This window comes from Sorangium sp. So ce693 (assembly GCF_051521375.1).
Lineage (GTDB): Bacteria > Myxococcota_A > Polyangia > Polyangiales > Polyangiaceae > Sorangium > Sorangium atrum.
In genome coordinates this window covers 7,792,599-7,808,593 of the sequence record NZ_CP150347.1, presented here as the reverse complement: position 1 = coordinate 7,808,593, position 15,995 = coordinate 7,792,599, and the positions used below count along the sequence as shown (strand labels likewise).

General features: G+C 71.8%; 12 protein-coding genes and 1 pseudogene. 3 read left to right on the top strand and 10 right to left on the bottom strand.

Translation table 11 applies throughout. The features are described 5' to 3' along the window. Positions 1 to 71 precede the first annotated feature (71 nt). The 4 genes and pseudogenes from WMF14_RS28990 to WMF14_RS28975 form a co-directional block, all read right to left on the bottom strand. Complete coding sequence (locus WMF14_RS28990; protein ID WP_437791193.1) at positions 72 to 1,211, bottom strand: radical SAM protein; 1,140 nt, start codon at positions 1,209 to 1,211, stop codon at positions 72 to 74. Between the two features lie 155 nt (positions 1,212 to 1,366). Continuing rightward, positions 1,367 to 1,618, bottom strand: a complete 252-nt coding sequence (locus tag WMF14_RS28985) for a hypothetical protein (RefSeq protein WP_437791191.1) — start codon at positions 1,616 to 1,618, stop codon at positions 1,367 to 1,369. A 252-nt stretch (positions 1,619 to 1,870) separates the two neighbouring features. Then, positions 1,871 to 2,629 (bottom strand): annotated as a pseudogene (locus WMF14_RS28980) (AbgT family transporter); the annotation flags it as partial. An 823-nt stretch (positions 2,630 to 3,452) separates the two neighbouring features. Next, positions 3,453 to 3,803, bottom strand: coding sequence for a BON domain-containing protein (locus tag WMF14_RS28975; RefSeq protein WP_437804315.1), 351 nt, complete (start codon positions 3,801 to 3,803; stop codon positions 3,453 to 3,455). 147 nt (positions 3,804 to 3,950) lie between these two features. Between WMF14_RS28975 and WMF14_RS28970 the strand changes: the two genes are divergently transcribed. Continuing rightward, entirely contained in the window at positions 3,951 to 5,135 is a 1,185-nt protein-coding gene (locus WMF14_RS28970) for a hypothetical protein (protein WP_437804451.1), read from the top strand. Positions 5,136 to 5,601: 466 nt separating this feature from the next. On the opposite strand, the gene WMF14_RS28965 is transcribed toward WMF14_RS28970, so the two are convergent. Beyond that, complete coding sequence (locus WMF14_RS28965; RefSeq protein ID WP_437791188.1) at positions 5,602 to 6,123, bottom strand: ion channel; 522 nt, start codon at positions 6,121 to 6,123, stop codon at positions 5,602 to 5,604. A gap of 151 nt (positions 6,124 to 6,274) precedes the next feature. Here WMF14_RS28965 and WMF14_RS28960 point away from each other — a divergent pair, with 151 nt between their 5' ends. Further along, complete coding sequence (locus WMF14_RS28960; protein WP_437791186.1) at positions 6,275 to 7,594, top strand: DUF5690 family protein; 1,320 nt, start codon at positions 6,275 to 6,277, stop codon at positions 7,592 to 7,594. Positions 7,595 to 7,664: 70 nt separating this feature from the next. Here WMF14_RS28960 and WMF14_RS28955 read toward each other — a convergent pair whose 3' ends face one another. Both WMF14_RS28955 and WMF14_RS28950 read right to left on the bottom strand, forming a co-directional pair. Next, positions 7,665 to 9,158, bottom strand: a complete 1,494-nt coding sequence (locus WMF14_RS28955; RefSeq protein WP_437791184.1) for a hypothetical protein — start codon at positions 9,156 to 9,158, stop codon at positions 7,665 to 7,667. A 329-nt stretch (positions 9,159 to 9,487) separates the two neighbouring features. After that, positions 9,488 to 10,000 carry a hotdog fold domain-containing protein gene (locus tag WMF14_RS28950; RefSeq protein WP_272094140.1) on the bottom strand — a complete coding sequence of 171 codons (513 nt, stop codon included), beginning with the start codon at positions 9,998 to 10,000 and terminating at the stop codon, positions 9,488 to 9,490. A 446-nt stretch (positions 10,001 to 10,446) separates the two neighbouring features. On the opposite strand from WMF14_RS28950, the gene WMF14_RS28945 reads away from it, so the two are divergent. After that, positions 10,447 to 11,736 (top strand): RNA polymerase sigma factor, encoded by a 1,290-nt coding sequence (locus WMF14_RS28945; protein WP_437791180.1) that lies wholly within the window; start codon positions 10,447 to 10,449, stop codon positions 11,734 to 11,736. 40 nt (positions 11,737 to 11,776) lie between these two features. On the opposite strand, the gene WMF14_RS28940 is transcribed toward WMF14_RS28945, so the two are convergent. The 3 genes from WMF14_RS28940 to WMF14_RS28930 are packed head-to-tail and all read right to left on the bottom strand — an operon-like array spanning position 11,777 to position 15,752. Beyond that, the gene (locus WMF14_RS28940) at positions 11,777 to 14,044 is read right to left on the bottom strand and encodes a hypothetical protein (protein ID WP_437791178.1); all 2,268 of its coding nucleotides are present in this window, start codon (positions 14,042 to 14,044) and stop codon (positions 11,777 to 11,779) included. Next, on the bottom strand, positions 14,041 to 15,441 hold the full coding sequence (locus tag WMF14_RS28935; RefSeq protein ID WP_437791175.1) for a hypothetical protein: 1,401 nt from the start codon (positions 15,439 to 15,441) through the stop codon (positions 14,041 to 14,043). Before WMF14_RS28935 ends, WMF14_RS28940 begins: the two co-directional genes overlap by 4 nt. Further along, complete coding sequence (locus tag WMF14_RS28930; RefSeq protein ID WP_272094136.1) at positions 15,438 to 15,752, bottom strand: hypothetical protein; 315 nt, start codon at positions 15,750 to 15,752, stop codon at positions 15,438 to 15,440. Before WMF14_RS28930 ends, WMF14_RS28935 begins: the two co-directional genes overlap by 4 nt. Between the last annotated feature and the right edge of the window lie 243 nt (positions 15,753 to 15,995).

Genomic DNA, 15,995 nt, shown 5'->3' with positions numbered 1-15,995 from the left:
GAGCGGGCCCTGGCCTGCCTCGCGCGCCAGATCCGGACGCGGCTGGACCTCGCCGGCGTGGATCTGTCCCCTCAGGGACGGACCATTGCGATCATCTCGGGGGGCAGCGACTCGATGACGCGCTGGCGGATATGGCGAATGAGCTTCTGCAGGTCCTCGCAGTATACGGAGGGGTTGTCGAACCGTCGCTCCCGGCTGAATCGATGCGGCATGTAGCCCCCTCCGCACACATCCCGCAGATCGCAGGCGTGGCACGTCGCGCAGAGCGCCGTGACGCCGCCCTGCATCGCGCGGACGATCGACGATCGACGCGCGTCGTCGAGCTCGTTGCGCAGCACATTGATGCCCAGCTTCGTGAGCCCGTGCTCGCAGCACTTGAACGCGTCGGTCGGCTCGATGCCGCCGTCCGTCTCGACGATGATCGCCCCTGCAGGTCTTCCGCCGATGTTGTCGGTGCTCATCGGATGCCCGAACAAGAGGCGCAGGATGTTCTCGAAATACCGCACGTGTCGATCGGGCCGATTCTGCTCGAACCATAGGTCGAAGAGCTCGATCATCCAGTCCCCGTACGGCATCGCCCCCGCAGGCGGCCGATGTTCATGGTTCGCGTGCGGAAGGTTGATCTCCATGCCCGGAACGTCGAGGAACTGCCACAGCTCGAACATCTCCCGAGGTGGGATGTCCGTGTTGATCACCGCGAGCACGTTCGCGAAGATCCTGGGCCCCCTCGGGTGCGCCTGGAGGCGCCGGATGGCCGCCACGACGTCGTCGAACGACCCGGCGCCCTGGTGGTCCACCCGGTGGCGGTCATGAAAGCGCTTCGGGCCGTCGATGCTGAGGCCCACGTTGATGGAGAGATCCGCGAGGAGATCGATCCACTCGTCATCGATCAGCACACCGTTGGTCTGGACGCTGAAGTGCGAGCGAACGTGGGCCTCCTCCAGCGCGCCCCTGACTTGCTCCACCCACCCGCGGAAGCGGCGTCTGCCGAGCAAGAGCGGCTCCCCGCCGTGCAGGATGATGTGAACGGTCGGAATGTCGTGCCGGGCCACGTGCGATACGATGCGCTTCGACAGCGCCGTCGTGACGTCCTCGCGCATCACCGCGGGCTGGGACACGTAGGTCCGATCCGCCAGGTTGTACATGTAGCAATAGCTGCAGTTGAGGTTGCAGCGGCTCACCACCTTCACCACATAGGTCGATATGGGCACGGCGTGAGATCGGTCGGTTGCGATAGGCAGTCTCACGACGGGGGCCATCCGGGCGCTCTCCATGACGAGTGTGGTTGCGAGGAAGGGGCTCCGGACAGCGGCGCGCGCCCATCCCAACCTCAGAGAGGGCATGTCTCCTTGGAGCGCCGCCGTCGCTAGCTCTCCGGCAGTGCGCCGGGCCTCGGCGCGGAGCCGAAGTCAGTCCACTCGCTGAGGGTGAGCGAGTCGTGGCGCCTCCGCCCCTCGCGCAGGTCTGCGACCGACAGCATCGCGGACTTTACCGCCTCTCTCCCGATCTTCCGGATGTGCTCCGGATCAGGGTTCAGAGCAGCAAGGTTGATCTCCTTGGATTCGTCGCCAGGCGGCTCTGCCTCGACGCGCAAAGATTCATTCATGTCCTTATTCATCGTCAACTCCAGATCCCTTACACCCGGCACGCCCATCGGGCGTGGGCGCACCTCATGGTAAGCTTGTGCTACTCGCAGGCGCTCGCAATGGGGTGCAGCGGGGAGCAGGTCTGGATTCCGAGGTATAACCGGTCCTCCCGGCGACGCTGGCGGGAGGCTCCGGCAAGCCCGGCACCGCGCGCGGGCGCATGGCTCTTCGTGCGACCCGCCGAGCGGATGCGCTATTTGCGGCGGCCGCCCCGGAGGGGTACGTCAGGGGTAGACATACGGCGCGTCCAGGCCGAGCGGGAGGCCGAGCTGCCAGTAGGCGAGGAGGAACAGCGTCCACGCCACGAGGAAGGTCACCGAGTAAGGGACCATCAGCGCGACGAGCGTGCCGATCCCCGTGCCCTTCACGTACTTCTGGCAGAAGACCACCACGAGCGGGAAATACACCATCAGCGGCGAGATGATGTTCGTCGTCGAGTCCCCGATCCGGTACGCCGCCTGCGTGAGCTCCGGCGAGATGCCGATCGACATGAGCATGGGCACGAGGATCGGGGCGAGCAGCGCCCATTTCGCCGACGCGGACCCGATGAGGACGTCGGTGATCGCCGTGAGCAGGATGACGCCGACGATGGTCACCGCGCTCGGGAGCGCCATCGCCTGCAGCGCCGAGGCGCCCTTCAGCGCGAGGAGCGCGCCGAGGTTCGAGCGGTTGAAGAGGTGGATGAACTGCGCGGCGAAGAAGGCCATGACCAGGTAATACGCCATCGTGCTCATCGTCTTGCTCATGCCGTCCATCACGTCGCGGTGGCTCGTGAACGTGCCGGCCGCGTAGCCGTAGACGAGCCCCGGGATGAGGAAGAAGAGGAAGATGAGCGGCACGATCGCGCTCATCAGCGGCGCGCCGCTGACCGTGAGCTGCCCGCTCGGCGCGCGCAGCGGCGAGGAGGCCGGCGCGCTCGCCGCGACGAGCAACGCGACGCCGGCCGCCATCGACGCGAGGGCCAGCCAGAGCGCGCGCGCCTCGCGCGGCGCGCTGAACATGTGCTGGCGGCTTTGGGCGGACACCGGTTGTGCTCGTGCAGAAGCAGCGGATCACCACCGGCTGCTGCTGGGGCAGCAATGCGCGCCCGGGCGTCGCCGCTGCATTGCCGCGCCGGCGAGGCTCGACGAGCGCGCGCCGCCGGACGCCATGACGTTTCGGCGGCGGCCCGGTGGCTCAGCGGGCTTCTTGGCTTTCGAGGCTCGAGAGCACGCTGAGGTCCTCGGGCCCGCCGAAGACCGGCGCAGGCACGCCGAGGACGCCGAGCTCGAGCAATTCCCCGAACGACCTCGCCGAGATCGCGAAATAGCCGATGCACAGCGAGGCTCTCAGATCGGGCCTCGCGCCCGTCTGCGCGTCGAGCCTGCGCGCGCGCTCGACCAGGATCGCGCCGACCTCCCGCAGACGCGAGGCATGTGAAGCCGAGGTCCGCGAGCGCGTGGAGCACGAGCGAGAGGGGCGCCTGGTTTGCCTCGCACACTTGGTTGGCCGCGCTCGGCGCTTACGGGTTCTCCGAGAGGCTCGAGATGTAGAGCTCCTTGAAGCACACCTCCTGAAACCCCTCTTCGGCGCTCGGCTCTTGCGAGGACGAAGTGGTCCGCGGGCCTCCTGCGCTCGGGAGATCGCCGCCGCCGCTGCTCTTATGGCGTCTTGGTGGTTCGAAATTCTGCGCAATTCGGGCGGTTTCAACCCGTTTGTCGCCCTGGGCGTGGCCGCGGCGGCTCCTGCCGCCACGTCTGCCACGCGCTCGGCCTGCGATCGACCGCTGCGCGGCGGTCCGCCGGCCTCTGCCATTCACGCCAGAGCTCAGGAGGCGTTCCGGCGCGACTCGTTGTTCTTCGTCTCCGGGGGTGACGTCGCGCCGATGGACGTCGCGGAGCTCGCCGTGGCGCCGGTCGTGCTCGTGGCGGCGCGCTCGCTCGACGACAGCCCCGAGCTCGTCCTCGCCTCGCTCTGCTGCTCGCGGTGGAGCCGGATCTCGTTCCGCACGTCGATCACGCCCGAGATCCGCTCGGCGACCGCCTCCAGCTGGTGCTTGAAGCGACGCTCGCGGACGGTCCCGGAGAGGATGACCTCGCCGTTCTGCACCTTCACCTCGACGTCGCTCGCGTCGAGGTCCGGCTGATCGGAGATCTGATCGCAGATATCCTCACGGATCCGCTCGTCCGAGCGCTTGTACCCCTTGGGCGGGCGACCGCGCGAGCCGCTGAGCCCGCCGCCCTGTCGAGCGGTCTGGAGGGAGCTTCGGCCGCCTGAGGCCTGTCCGCCGAACCCCTGTCCGCCGTAGGGCTGAGGATAAACGCCTTGATCGCCGCCGGAGGACGACTCGTTGCCTTCGTACCCGCGCTGCTGTCCTGGCCGCTCGTTCCAGCCGCGCTCGTCGTCGGCCCACTGCCGGAGGCCGCCGCGGGCTCCGTATCCTTCGTGGTGGCCACCGCCCAGGCCTCCCTGGCGACCGAAGCCGCCCTGGCCGCCACCAGATCCACCCTGGCCACCGAATCCACCCTGGCCTCCGAAGCCGCCTTGACCGCCCTGGCCGCCGCCGAATCCACCCTGGCCGCCGAAGCTGCCCTGGCCAGCCTGGCCGCCGAATCCACCCTGGCCGCCGAAGCTGCCCTGACCGGCGCCATGACCGCCCTGGCCGCCGCCGAAGCCGCCCTGTCCGCCGAAGCCGCCCTGTCCGCCGAAGCGGCCCTGTCCGCCCTCATCGGCATGGCCGCCCTGCCCACCGCTGAACCCGCCGTGGCTGGCGCCGAATCCCTGGCCGCCGTAGTCGCCGAGTCCGCCCTGTCCACCGAAGCTGCCCTGGCTGCCACCGAAGCTGCCCTGGCTGCCGCCGAGTCCGCCCTGGCCGCCGCCGTGACCGCCTTGGCCGCCGCCGAAGCCGCCTTGGCCGCCGTAGCCGCCCTGGCCGCCGCCGAAGTGACCTTGGCCGCCGTAACCGCCCTGGCCGCCACCGAAGCCGCCCTGGCGGCCGCCGAAGCCGCCCTCGCCGCCGCCGTAGCCGCGCCTGGAGCCAAGATCGTCTCGACCTCCTCGCTGGAAGTCATCACGCTGGCCGCCCCACGCCTGGCGCTGGACGTCCTCGCGCTGGCCCCAGCCACGATCCTGCCTGCCCTCCCACCCGCGCTCGCCGCCGTGGCCGCGCCAGCTCGGGTCGCCCTCGTAGCCGCGTCCGCCGGATTCTCGCTGATCGGATACGGCGCGGAAATCATCGTGACCTCCTCGGGAATGGCTTCGATCGTCGCGCTGGAGGACTTGCTCGTAATTGCCACGATGCCCGTAACTAGCATCCCCGGTCGCTCCGCGCTCGCCGCGATACGCCTCGTCTCCTCGCGGTCCCTGGTGTCGCCCGCCCCTGTCCTCGTCGTGACCTCGCCCGTCGTTATGTTCCTCGTCGATCCAACCATGGCGATTCGGCATGGCTTCTCCGCCTTTCTTGCAGCACGAGCGACACCGCAGCGAGCCCGTGTCGCGACGCTTTTGTGATCCAGTCGACGTCCGGTCGACGCTCCGTCGGCGCTCAGGCGCACGGCGGACAGCCGTCATCGGGCCGCCTTTTATGCGGGCCTGTCCGGCTCCGCGTGACCTGGAGATCCGAGGCCTCGATGCCCCGGCGCGGCACGACATCGCAAGAGGTATTCCAGAGCCGGCGGAGCGATGTTTCGCTGCTTTTTCAGGAAGATTACGGCCCCGCCGCGCGCGCGCCGAGGTGCAAAGCGCCCCACGTCAGAGCGACAAAGCGTCCCATCGAGACGTCATGCCACAGTGATGACGTGTGAGTCAGGGATCCCCCTGAGCATGCTTAGGGAACCGACGGACCGATCTCCGGCGCAATCGAGGGTGCTCTCCAGGGCTCATGGGAAGGTCTGCGGCAAAACACCTTGGGTCAGGTGCCCCGGACGTCGACAGCACGGTTGTGCTCGACGGCGTCGTCGGCTCGGCCCGCGGCCGCTCACCGCGGCGCGCGCAGCGCCTCGAGGATCCCGTCCAGTCGCTCGATGATCGCCCGGCTCTCGGCCTCCGCTCCCTGCGGCGTGCTGAGCGCGGAGGCCGCGAGCGTCGGTCCGCACGTCATCACGAAGGACGCGATCGCCTTGCCCGCAGCGGTGCGCGCGAAGATGTCGGCGTAGCCGACGGACAGGCAGGTCGAGATGAACAGAAGGGCGTCCATGAAGCTCCCGCACCGCGGGTTCTCGCCGTGCTCGGCGAGGTAGAAGAGGTACGAGCAGCCGAGGATCATCACCGCGAGCGAGTCGAGGGGATCGCGCGTCATCGCGCTCCGGAAGCGCTGCTTCAGCTGGTCGTACGAGAGCTCGCCCGCTCCCCCGGCGGCGAGGCCCATCGCGACCAGGGCGGCTGCGCCGCGCAGCCTTTCATCCCGCCCGAACGCCGGGGCCGCCCGCCCGGCCGAAGGGGCGGCGGCCACGACATCTTCCAGGATCTTCCTTGCAGCGAGCGATGACGGGTCTGCCAAGGCGTGCCCTCCCTGACGGCGCCGCAGGCCGCGGCGCGGGATCCATGTCTCGCACGGACGCAGGCCGAAGGGAACCGGCCGCGCTCCTCACTGAAAATCCATGCGCGCGCTGCGCGGCCGCGACTACCCTCGCGCCTTCCTCGGAGCTCCCATGCCGGCCCAGCGAAGCGTGACGAAATGGCTCGAGCGAGCCCCCGCGCCGGTGTTCACGGCCTTCGCCGTGATCGCCGCGTTCGCGACCTACTTCTGCATGTACGCCTTCCGCAAGCCGTTCGCGGTCGGCTCCTACAAGGGGATGGTCGCGCTGCCGCTGCTCCCCGCGCTCGACCTGAAGAGCCTCTACATCATCGCCCAGGTGCTCGGGTACTGCGCCTCCAAGTTCCTTGGCATCAAGATCGTCTCCGAGATGCCGCCCGAGCGGCGCGCGTTCGCCATCCTCGCGTGCATCGGGGTGAGCGAGGTCGCGCTCGTCCTGTTCGGGCTCGCGCCGGCCCCGTACGCCGCCGTCTTCTTGGTGCTGAACGGCCTGCCCCTCGGCATGGTCTGGGGGCTCGTCTTCGGCTTCCTCGAGGGGCGCCGCGTGAGCGATCTGCTCGGCGCCGGGCTCTGCGCCAGCTTCATCGTCGCGAGCGGCTTCGTAAAGACCGTTGGCAAAATCACGCTCGGCTGGGGGGTCCCGGAGGTCTGGATGCCGGCGGTGACGGGGGCCCTCTTCTTCCCGCCGCTGCTCCTCTCGGTGTGGATGCTCGCGCAGATCCCTCCGCCGTCGGTGGACGATGAGGCGCTCCGGACCCGGCGCGCGCCGATGGACAGCGCCGCGCGGCGCGCGTTCGTCCTCGCGAACGCGGGCGGGCTCGCGACCCTCGTCCTCGGCTACGTCGTCCTCACCGCCTACCGCGATTTCCGGGACAACTTCGCCCGCGAGATCTGGGACGCCCTCGGCTACACCGACCAGCCGGCCATCCTGACGACGGCCGAGATCCCCGTGGCGGTCGGCGCGCTGCTCTCGGTCGCGGCGATGATCGGCATCCGCAACAACCGCACGGCGCTCGCCGCGATCCACGGCGTCATGGTCGCCGGGGCGGCGCTCGCGGGGCTGAGCACCGCGCTTTACCAGGCGGGCGTCATCGGCCCTGTCGCCTGGATGATCAGCGTCGGGCTCGGGCTCTACGTGGGGTACGTCCCGTACAACTGCGTCCTCTTCGACCGGCTCATCGCGGCCGTGGGCTCTGTGGCGACGGCGGGCTTCCTGATCACAGCGGCCGACGCCTTCGGCTACCTCGGGAGCGTGGCGCTCCTGCTCTACAAGAGCTTTGGCCAGGCGAAGCGCTCGTGGATCGAGTTCTTCCTCGGCTTCAGCTACGCGACCGCGCTCGTCTGCGGGGCCCTCTTCGCCGCATCTGCGGTGTACTTCTGGCTGCGCACCCGCGGCCCGGCCGCCGCCGCGCGGCCCGCGGCGCTCGACGCCTGACGCGCCGCCTGCTGCCGGCTGCACGGGCGAGCCATGGGGGGCGCGTGGCGCGGGCGTGCGGGGGAGGGGCTCAGTTGACCGGCGGGATCTCGGTCTTGCAGCCGACCTGGAGCTGGACCTGCCCGCCCGCCTGGAAGCGGGTGCAGGTCGCCGGGCACATCACGATCTTCGTCGGCGTGCCGCCGGTCGTGGGGTCGATGTCGTAGTACCAGCCGCCGGCGGTCGCGTCGCAGCGCGCCTCGCTGGCCACGTAGAAGATGGTCGACGGGTCGGCGCCCTCCGGCGGCGTGTGCTGGACGTTGAGCGTCCCGTAATCGAGCGTCTGCCCGGCGGACGGCGCCGGGACCTGGTACTCGCACGCGAGGCTCGTCCCGCGGATCTCGCTGAGCGCGTCGAGGAACGCCTGCGTCACGTCGGAGCTCGTGTCGATGAAGTAGGCGGACGTCGTCCCGCCGCCCTCGGCGATGCGGTTCATCGTGTCCTGGGCGCCGTCGTCGTCCCTGCCGAAGACGCCGATGACGAAGGTCGAGATGCTCGGCGAGCCGCTCAGCCCCCCGGCCGCGATCTCCGCGATGCCGTCGGCGGACGTGGGATTGCACTCGGTGGGCATCCCGTCGGTGGCGAGCACGGTGACGACCCTGTGGGTCGGGTTCGCCTCGGCGTGGGCCCGGGCCTGGGCGATCGCGCCGGACAGGGCGCCGGCGGTGGGCGTGCCCCCGTCGGGGAATGTCCGGCCGATCGACCCGATGAGCTCGTCGGCCCAGGCGGCGTCGAGCGGCGCGATCGAGACGTCGGGCGTCGCGTAGTCCTCGGTGACGCACGAGTACGGGTGCGCGCAGGTGCTCCGGGACACCCGGTAGCACGTGCCCGCGCGGCCGCCGCAGCGCTCGCCGACCAGATCGCAGATCTCGCGGCTCTGGGAGCACACGCCGATGTCGATGCACTCGTCGCCGTCCGAGCAGTCCGCGTCCTCGACGCAGATCTGCATGCCCGTGGAGGCGGAGAACGAGCTGCGACAGGCCCGGAGCGCGCACGGCCCGCTGTCGCCGCACTGCTCGTGGGTCGTACAGCTGTTGGGTACGTCGGCGTTCAGCAGAGGGAAGTACTGGAGCCCGACGCCGAGCCCCTCCGACTTGGGGTCGGTGAAGAAGGCCTCGAGCGCGTCGGTCACGGCGTCCCACTTGGAGCGGCCCGTCGCGAGCCGATCTTTCATCGACCCCGACGAGTCGAGCATGATGTAGAGGTCGAGCGGCACGAGCTCCGCCGTTTTGGTCTCCCCGGCGCACGACGCCCCGCCGCCGGCGCCCTCGCCGGCGCCGCTGCTGGGCCCAGTGGTGATCTCTCCAGGCCCGTCGGTGCCAAATCCGGTGCTCGTATCTCCGCCTGTTCCCGAGCCATTCCCGGAGCCATTCCCCGAGCCATTCCCCGAGCTCGCGTTGGCGCCGGCACCCGCTCCGCCGGCGCCCGCTCCGCTGGAGACCGAGCCCTCGGACCCCCCGCACGCCGCGAAGATCACGCTGATCCCCGTCGCGGCGAGCGCCACCATCGTCGACCGGTTCCTCATGAGAAGAATCGAAACACCCTGGAAGCGCTTTGTCGAGCGCGTTGACTCGCACCCTCTGTCCGGACCTTGGCTCGATGTGGGACGGGGTGAGACGCTTCGAGGTCAGGCGATAGCCGAGCTCCCCATGTGCTTGCGGGTACAGGATTGCTCCGAAGCACAGGATTGCTCCGGACCGTAAGGTGCTTTGGAGCACAGGGCTGCTCTGGAGCGTAGGGCTCCGCCGGAGCGCAGGGGGCTTTGCGTACAGGGGGAGGCTTCGGCGCGTGGCGCCTTGCCGGAATGCACCGGGCGGGAGCACCCGGGGCTCCCGGGGCGGCGCGTTGCCGAACTCAGGGGTGCTTCTTCGGACCCACGAGGCTGCGGAGGACGGCGCGGGCGACCTCGGTCCCCGTCGCGTCGCGCAGGCTCACCGGGATATCGTACTCCCTGCGCTCGCTGGTCTCCGGGAGAGGGCACTCGCAGACGGCGCGGATCGTCCCGCGGGCCTTCTTCAGGTACTCGATCGAGAGGCCCGCGACGATGAACCGGGCGTCGTCGGGCAGCGCGTAGGACAGCGCCGTGTTGCCGGTGAGCTCGGCGAGGTTGACGAGCGCGACGGCGTGCACCGAGCGGAGGTGGTTGCGCAGCCCCGGCCGGTCGCGCATCGACACCTCCGCGCGGCCGCGCTCGAGGACCTCGACCTCGGCGCGGATCGTCCCCGTGTACGGGGCCATCGCGCCGATGAGCCTGCTGAACAGGCGCTTGCCCCCTGGCAAGGGGCTCAGCTTGTCCCAGACGTCGCGGATGGTGTTGCGGCGCGAGGTCGCCGCGAGCGATGCGAGAGAGAAGTCGGTGAGCTTCATGCGCTGGAGCCGCGGGGCGGGGGCGGCAGCCTGCCTCGAATCGCGCGCGGGCGCACCCGGAATCCCAGGCCAGCCGGTGCGTCCCGGCGCCGCCTCGAGCCGCAACCCGGGTGCGGAACGATCCATTCTCCGTATGAATTGCATTTCAATGTGTCATTCGAAATTCGGATGGATCCGGAGCGCCCTGGTACCCCGTTTTCGCGAGGAGTCTGCGGCATTTCCGGCCTCCGGACGCCCGCGAGCAGCCGTATGGCCCCCCGTCCGTCGCCCGTGGCCTGCCGCGGGCGGCAATCTCCCGTCCGTGCCCGGAACTGGACTTGTGTATGACAAGACCTCGACGCCCGGGCCAAGGCGGTCCACCCGAGAAAGAGCGCGCTTTCGAGCTTCTCTTTCGTGAGCAAACATCCGCGCTCGTAGGGCGCTGGCTGACGGGCCTGGGGGTCCCGTTGCGCGATCGCAAGGACCTCGCGCAGGAGGTCCTGTTCGCGGCGTTCCTCAGCTTCAACAAATACAACCCCGAGATCTCCCGGCCCGAGCGCTGGCTGAACAGGATCACGGTCCACACGGCCTCGCACTACCTGCAGCGGGCCCAGCACCGCTACGAAGAGCTCCTGCCCGACGACGAGATCCCCCCCCTCGTCGACCCCGCCAAGACCTCGGAAGAGCTGCTGATCTCGGATCAGGAGCGGCTCGTCGTGCTGGAGCTCATGCAACAGCTCGACGCCGATGCGCACTGGATCCTGGTCGGGCACGATCTCCACAGCATCCCGATGGCGGATCTCGCGCAGCAGCGCGGCATTCCGCTGTCCACGGCGTACAAGTGGCGCGCGCGCGCCATCCGCCTGTTCCACGACATCGTCGTGAAGCGCCGGCGCGAGGACCGGAAGCGGGAGGGCTGGCGCCTCGTGCTGCCCCTGGATCTGGCGGCGCTCCTCGCCACCGCGCGGATCTCGCCGCGCGTGCCCGACGACGTGCGGGTCTCGATCCTCCGCGGTGTGCAGGAGTCGGTGGGGGCGCTCAAGGCGGGCAGCGCCGGGAACGCCGCCGGGGGCGTCGGCCAGGCGCTGAGCGACGCCGCGACGTGGCTCAAGGGCCTCGCGAAGCTCGTCCAGCTGCCGGCCCTGGGCGCCGCGCGCCTCGTCGCCGCGGCCACGGCGGCGGCGGCCACGGGGGCGGCCTGGCTCGCGCTCCAGGCACCGGCGCCGCCTCCGCCGGAGGTGCAGCACGTCGTGCCCGCGCTCGTCGCCGCCATGCCGCCGCGCCGGCCCGCCGAGCCGCCGGCGCCGCTCGTCGAGCCGCCGGCGCCGCTCGTCGAGCTTCCGGCGGCCCCGGCGCCCGTCGAGGCGCCGCGGCGGAGCCCGCCGGCTCGGCGAGCGCGCGTGCCGGCGCCCGACCGGGGGGAGCGCGCGCCGGCGCCGGTCGCCGCCGAGACGATCGAGAAGCTCAAGATCGAGATCGACGGGCCTGGCAGCAATCACGACATCGCCCTGTTCGATGCGGTCACCGAGGCGCTGCAGGCGCGCGATCCGGGCCGGTCGATCGCGGCGCTCCAGCGCTACGAGCGCGAGATGCCGAACACCCTCTTCGCGTCGGAGCGCAAGGTGCTCTGGATCCGGGCGTTCGTGATCGCGGGGCGCTTCCCCGAGGCGCGCGCCCTGCTCGAGGAGGTGCGGCTCGATACCGCGATCCAGCGGCGGACGATCGAGGAGCTGGACACGATCCTGAACCGCCGGTGAGCGGGCGACCGGGCCGCTGCGGGCTCTGCGCCGCGGCGGCTCAGTCGCCGGCGTAGGTGCCGAAGCTCGCCCGGCCGCTCGTGGAGACCTGCGGGGCGGCCTGGCCGACCTGCACGACCGCGGACACGAACGCGGCGGGCTTGAGGCCCTCGTCGGGCCCGGCGTCGTTGGTGATGTACTCCAGCCCGAGCCCGGCCAGGAAGCCGAACGACGTTGTGTTGCCGCCCGAGCCGAGGATGGGGATCGTCGGCGCGACGCCGACGTAGCCGAGGAGGCCGACCCGCCCCTCGCCGAGCGTCTGCACGAAGCCGCCGAGCTGCGCCGCGATCGGGAAGGCGCGGCGCTCCACGGGGTCGTAGCGGTCGATCGCGAGCGCGACGCCGACGGCGCTGAGCACGCTCCGCGTGACGAGGGGCTTCTCCACCCACGGCGCGCGGGTGACCTGCAGCGTCGCCAGCATCGCCGGGACGGTGAGGTACGCGCGGAAGCAGGTCCCCGCGGCCTCGAGCGTCTGGAAGTTGTCCTCGCCGCACAGCGGGACCGAGTGGATCGCCACCGATCCCACGAGGCGCCGGGCGCGCTCCGGCTCGCCGGGCTCGTTCGAGCGCAGCGAGCTCGCGACGCGGCCCGCGTCGGAGACGAGCACCACCTTGCCCTGCGGGCTCAGCGGATCGCTGTAGACGGCCAGCCGGAGCCGCGCGTCCCCGTCGAAGTCCTCGGCGAGCGGCGGGAGCGGGAACTCCGCGCTGCTCGGCGTGACGATCCACGTGCCGTTCTGGAGGAGCTCGATCGGCGTGCCGCCCCGCATCTGATCGGTGCGCGTCAGCGAGACGTAGAGCGCGAGCGGCGCCACGAGCCGGTGCTTGGCCTGGCCCGTCAGCCGGATGCGGCAGTTGCCCAGCCGGAGCGGCGCCGGCGAGATGACGACCGCGCCGTGCGCGAGCGGCTGCGGCCCGGGGCGTGATGGATCCACGTCGGGCGCCCGGCGTGGAGGCGGCAGCCCGGCCGGCGGCGCGGGCGCCTGAGGGGCCTGCTCCGCTGCGCCGGGCTGCGCCGTCGGACCGGCCTGCGCCGCCGTCGGAGGCCGCCGGCCGGCGCCTGCGCCGCCCTGGACCTGTCCGGCCGCGCGGGGAGGGCTCCGGCCGCCCGGCGGGGCAGGGGACGGCGCCCGCGGCCCGGGCGGGCGGGCGCTCCCGGGCGGCGGGGTGCTCCCGGCGTCGGTGCGGGGCGCGATCGGCGTCGGGCCGCAGTCGACCTTGAGGTCGTCGGCGAGCGGATCGGGGAAGAGGAGCCGCGCGGGGTTCGACTCGACGAGGTTCTCGAGGGGCGGGATGGTGACCCGGTACGTCGCGTTGACGACGTTGCCCGCCGCGGGCGCGTGGAGGTTGAAGGCGGTGACCCGGAGCCAGCCGCCGCCAGGGAAGACGCGGAGGATCTTGCCATCGGGGCGCCCGCAGCCGCCCGAGGCGACCTCGAGGACCGGCACGGTGAACGTGCGCTGGAACGGCTGCACGCGGGCGTTGCCGCAGCTGTCGACGATGGCGAGGTAGTGGAAATCGGCCATCTCCGATTGCTTCGGCCACTGCATGCCCAGCGTGAGCTCGCCGGCATCGGCCGGGGGCGGCTCGGGCCGGCCGTCGCGGCAGACGTCCACTCGCTCAGGCGACAGCGGTGACGGCGCGCCCGGCGCGGCCGGCGCGCCCACGGGAGACCGCGGGGCGTCGGCGACCGGGCGGTAGGCGCAGACGTGCCGGTACGAGCGGCGGCCGAGCAGCACCGGGTCGAAGTCGAGCAGGCGCTGGCCGTCCTCGGTGAGCCGCCCCCACACCGTGAGCGGCAGGGGCAGCGTCGGGGTCTGGAGCTTGATCGAGCGCAGCATCTGGTCGCCGATGGCGCTCTGCCCGGGATCCCCGGTCTGCGCCGCGCAGCCGCCGCCGCTGCACAGCCAGCGGCCGCCGCGGCGCGCGGCCTCGATCGGGACCGGATCGGTGTCGCGGACGCTCATCCAGACGCGGCGCGCGTCCGGGAAGATCTCCGGCCCGCCGGCCGACGACGCGGCGGCGCTGGCGGTGCCCGGCGGCGCGCGCACGACCTGCAGGCTGCCGCCGAAGTCGGCGGGGACGGCCATCGGCGCCGCGTCGGTCGAGCGCTTCAGGGTGGCCGGCGTGGCCGCCTCCGGCGTCGCCTCTTCTTCGGTCTCCCCTGTGTCCGCCTCGGGATCGTCCTGCGCCGGCGCGGTGGCGGGCGCGGCGAGCGCGATCGCGAGCGCCGCGGCCGACAGGAACATGGCGGATCTGCGTGCGCTCACGGCGAGCCTCCCCCTCCGGCGCCCGGCTCGGGCTCCGGCTCAGTCTCCGTTTCGGTGTCCGCTTCCGGCTCCGGCTTCCGCGTGACGGTGATGGGCTCGGAGGAGCACTCCGGGCTCGCGAGCAGGCGGGGCGTCACGCGGAGCGTCGTCGTCCCCGGCGCGACCGCGACGCCCTGGATGATCGTCGCCTCGCTGTCCTCGCCGCGCAGGGTCACGGACGCCTCGCCGAGCGCGATCACCTGGTCGTCGCCGACGGTCAGGTCGACGGGGACGGCGATGCGCACGCGCTCGGCGTTGTAGGCGCTCACCTCGAAGAGATCGCCGGGCGTCCCCGCAGCGACGACGCTCCGGAGGGCGCGCACGCGGAGCAGGCGCGGCTCGGGGTCGACCGTGAGCGAGGGGATCGGGTCGAGCGCCTTCTGCCCCGAGCTCACGGCGATCTTCACCTCGCCGCCGAGGTCGCTGAAGCACAGGATGAAGGGCGGGCTCTCCCCGGTCGCGCCGAGCAGCACGCGCAGGCGTGAGGTCCGCTCGCGGCAATCGGGGGTGAGCGAGAGGGCGGCCTCGCTGTGCAGCGACTCGATGATCACGGGCGCGTGCTCCACGACGCCCGGCGCGTTCAGGGGAGGCGACGCCCGGACGCGCGCCTCGCGCGCCCGGATCGCGCCCGGCCGCCAGGTGGCGCCGAGATCGTCCGGCAGGGGGCCGATCGTGCACCTGAGGGGGACGTAGGTCGCGAGCACCCGGTCGCTGTCGCCGAGGCCCCCCGCGATGAGCGCGAAGTTGGTGGCGTCGTCCGGCAAGCCCGCGGGGAGGACGGTGATCGGGAGCTCCTCGGTGCGGTCGGCCCACGAGACGACGAGCCGCGCCTCGCCGGACCAGTCGCCCTCCGAGGCGGCGGTGAAGCGGGCGTAGCCCTGGGTTCCGGCGGTGCAGCGGAACGCGCCGTCCTTCGTGCCGCACGAGGCCCCAACTTCCTGGTCGTCTCCCGCGGGGTGCAGCGCGAGCGCCTCGCTCGGGACGGCGCGGACCTCGACGTAGCCGCCGTACGCCGGCTCGTTCGCCTCGGTGAGCTTGAGCGAGACAGCGGTCGACCAGGGGCTCTGGCGGGGCAGCACCGGCTTGCCCGCCTCGTCGAGCGTGTCGGCGGCGAACAGCGGCCCGGCGACGTCGGCGCGGAGCTCGACCTGCCCGCTCCCGGCGAGGGGGTAGCCGCGCTCGATGCAGGCCGAGGCGAGCGAGGCGAGGAGGAGCGCGCCGGCGGCCGCCGCGAGGAGCGGCGCGCTCGGTAGGCGTGGGCGGCGCGGGCGGCGCGGGTCGTGCGGGCGGCGCGGGCGAGCTTTCGCGTGGAGCGCGCGTGGGCAGGAGCGGGGCACGGCCGGCCGGGGCGCGCTCACTTCTGGTAGATCTCGGTGTACTCGGTCCCGAGCGGGTGGCGGTGCCAGGCGTAGGCGCTCTGCGGGAACCCGCTCTCGTCGGTGTAGTCGCAAGGGCCGAGCTCCCACTCGGTGTGCCAGACGCTCGCGCCCGTCGCGGGGTCGACGGACATCCCGTGGGCGGTCACGTCGCTCTCCGGCTCGGCCGGGTCGTGCACGACGTGCGTTGCCTCGTCGAGGTAGCGCTCGAGGACCGCGATGGGGATGCGCGCCACGCGCTTGCCGGGCATCGGGATGAGGAACACGTCGCTCTTGTCAACGGTGCTGGTCATGGAGCTCTCTCCGGGCGAGCAGCGGGGGGCGGCGTCCCGGGCCGCGGAGCGCAGGCTCCGTGGCCGCGGGTCGCGCCGGAGCGCGGGCTCTCACCGGTGCTCGGCGCCGTCCCTCCAACGCGGCGCCGAGCATACCCGCTTCCCGCAACGCGAGGGAGCGCTTCGCGCGGCGCGGGCACGCGGGGCCGAGGTGTTCCCGCGCTCTCGGCGCTGGAGCCGCCGCGACCGGGCCCGCCGCGGCGA

Coding starts and splice junctions, on each gene's coding strand:
- WMF14_RS28985 (WP_437791191.1), bottom strand. CDS start 1,618: ATGAATAAGGACATGAATGAATCTTTGCGCGTCGAGGCAGAGCCGCCT.
- WMF14_RS28960 (WP_437791186.1), top strand. CDS start 6,275: ATGCCGGCCCAGCGAAGCGTGACGAAATGGCTCGAGCGAGCCCCCGCG.
- WMF14_RS28955 (WP_437791184.1), bottom strand. CDS start 9,158: ATGAGGAACCGGTCGACGATGGTGGCGCTCGCCGCGACGGGGATCAGC.
- WMF14_RS28950 (WP_272094140.1), bottom strand. CDS start 10,000: ATGAAGCTCACCGACTTCTCTCTCGCATCGCTCGCGGCGACCTCGCGC.
- WMF14_RS28930 (WP_272094136.1), bottom strand. CDS start 15,752: ATGACCAGCACCGTTGACAAGAGCGACGTGTTCCTCATCCCGATGCCC.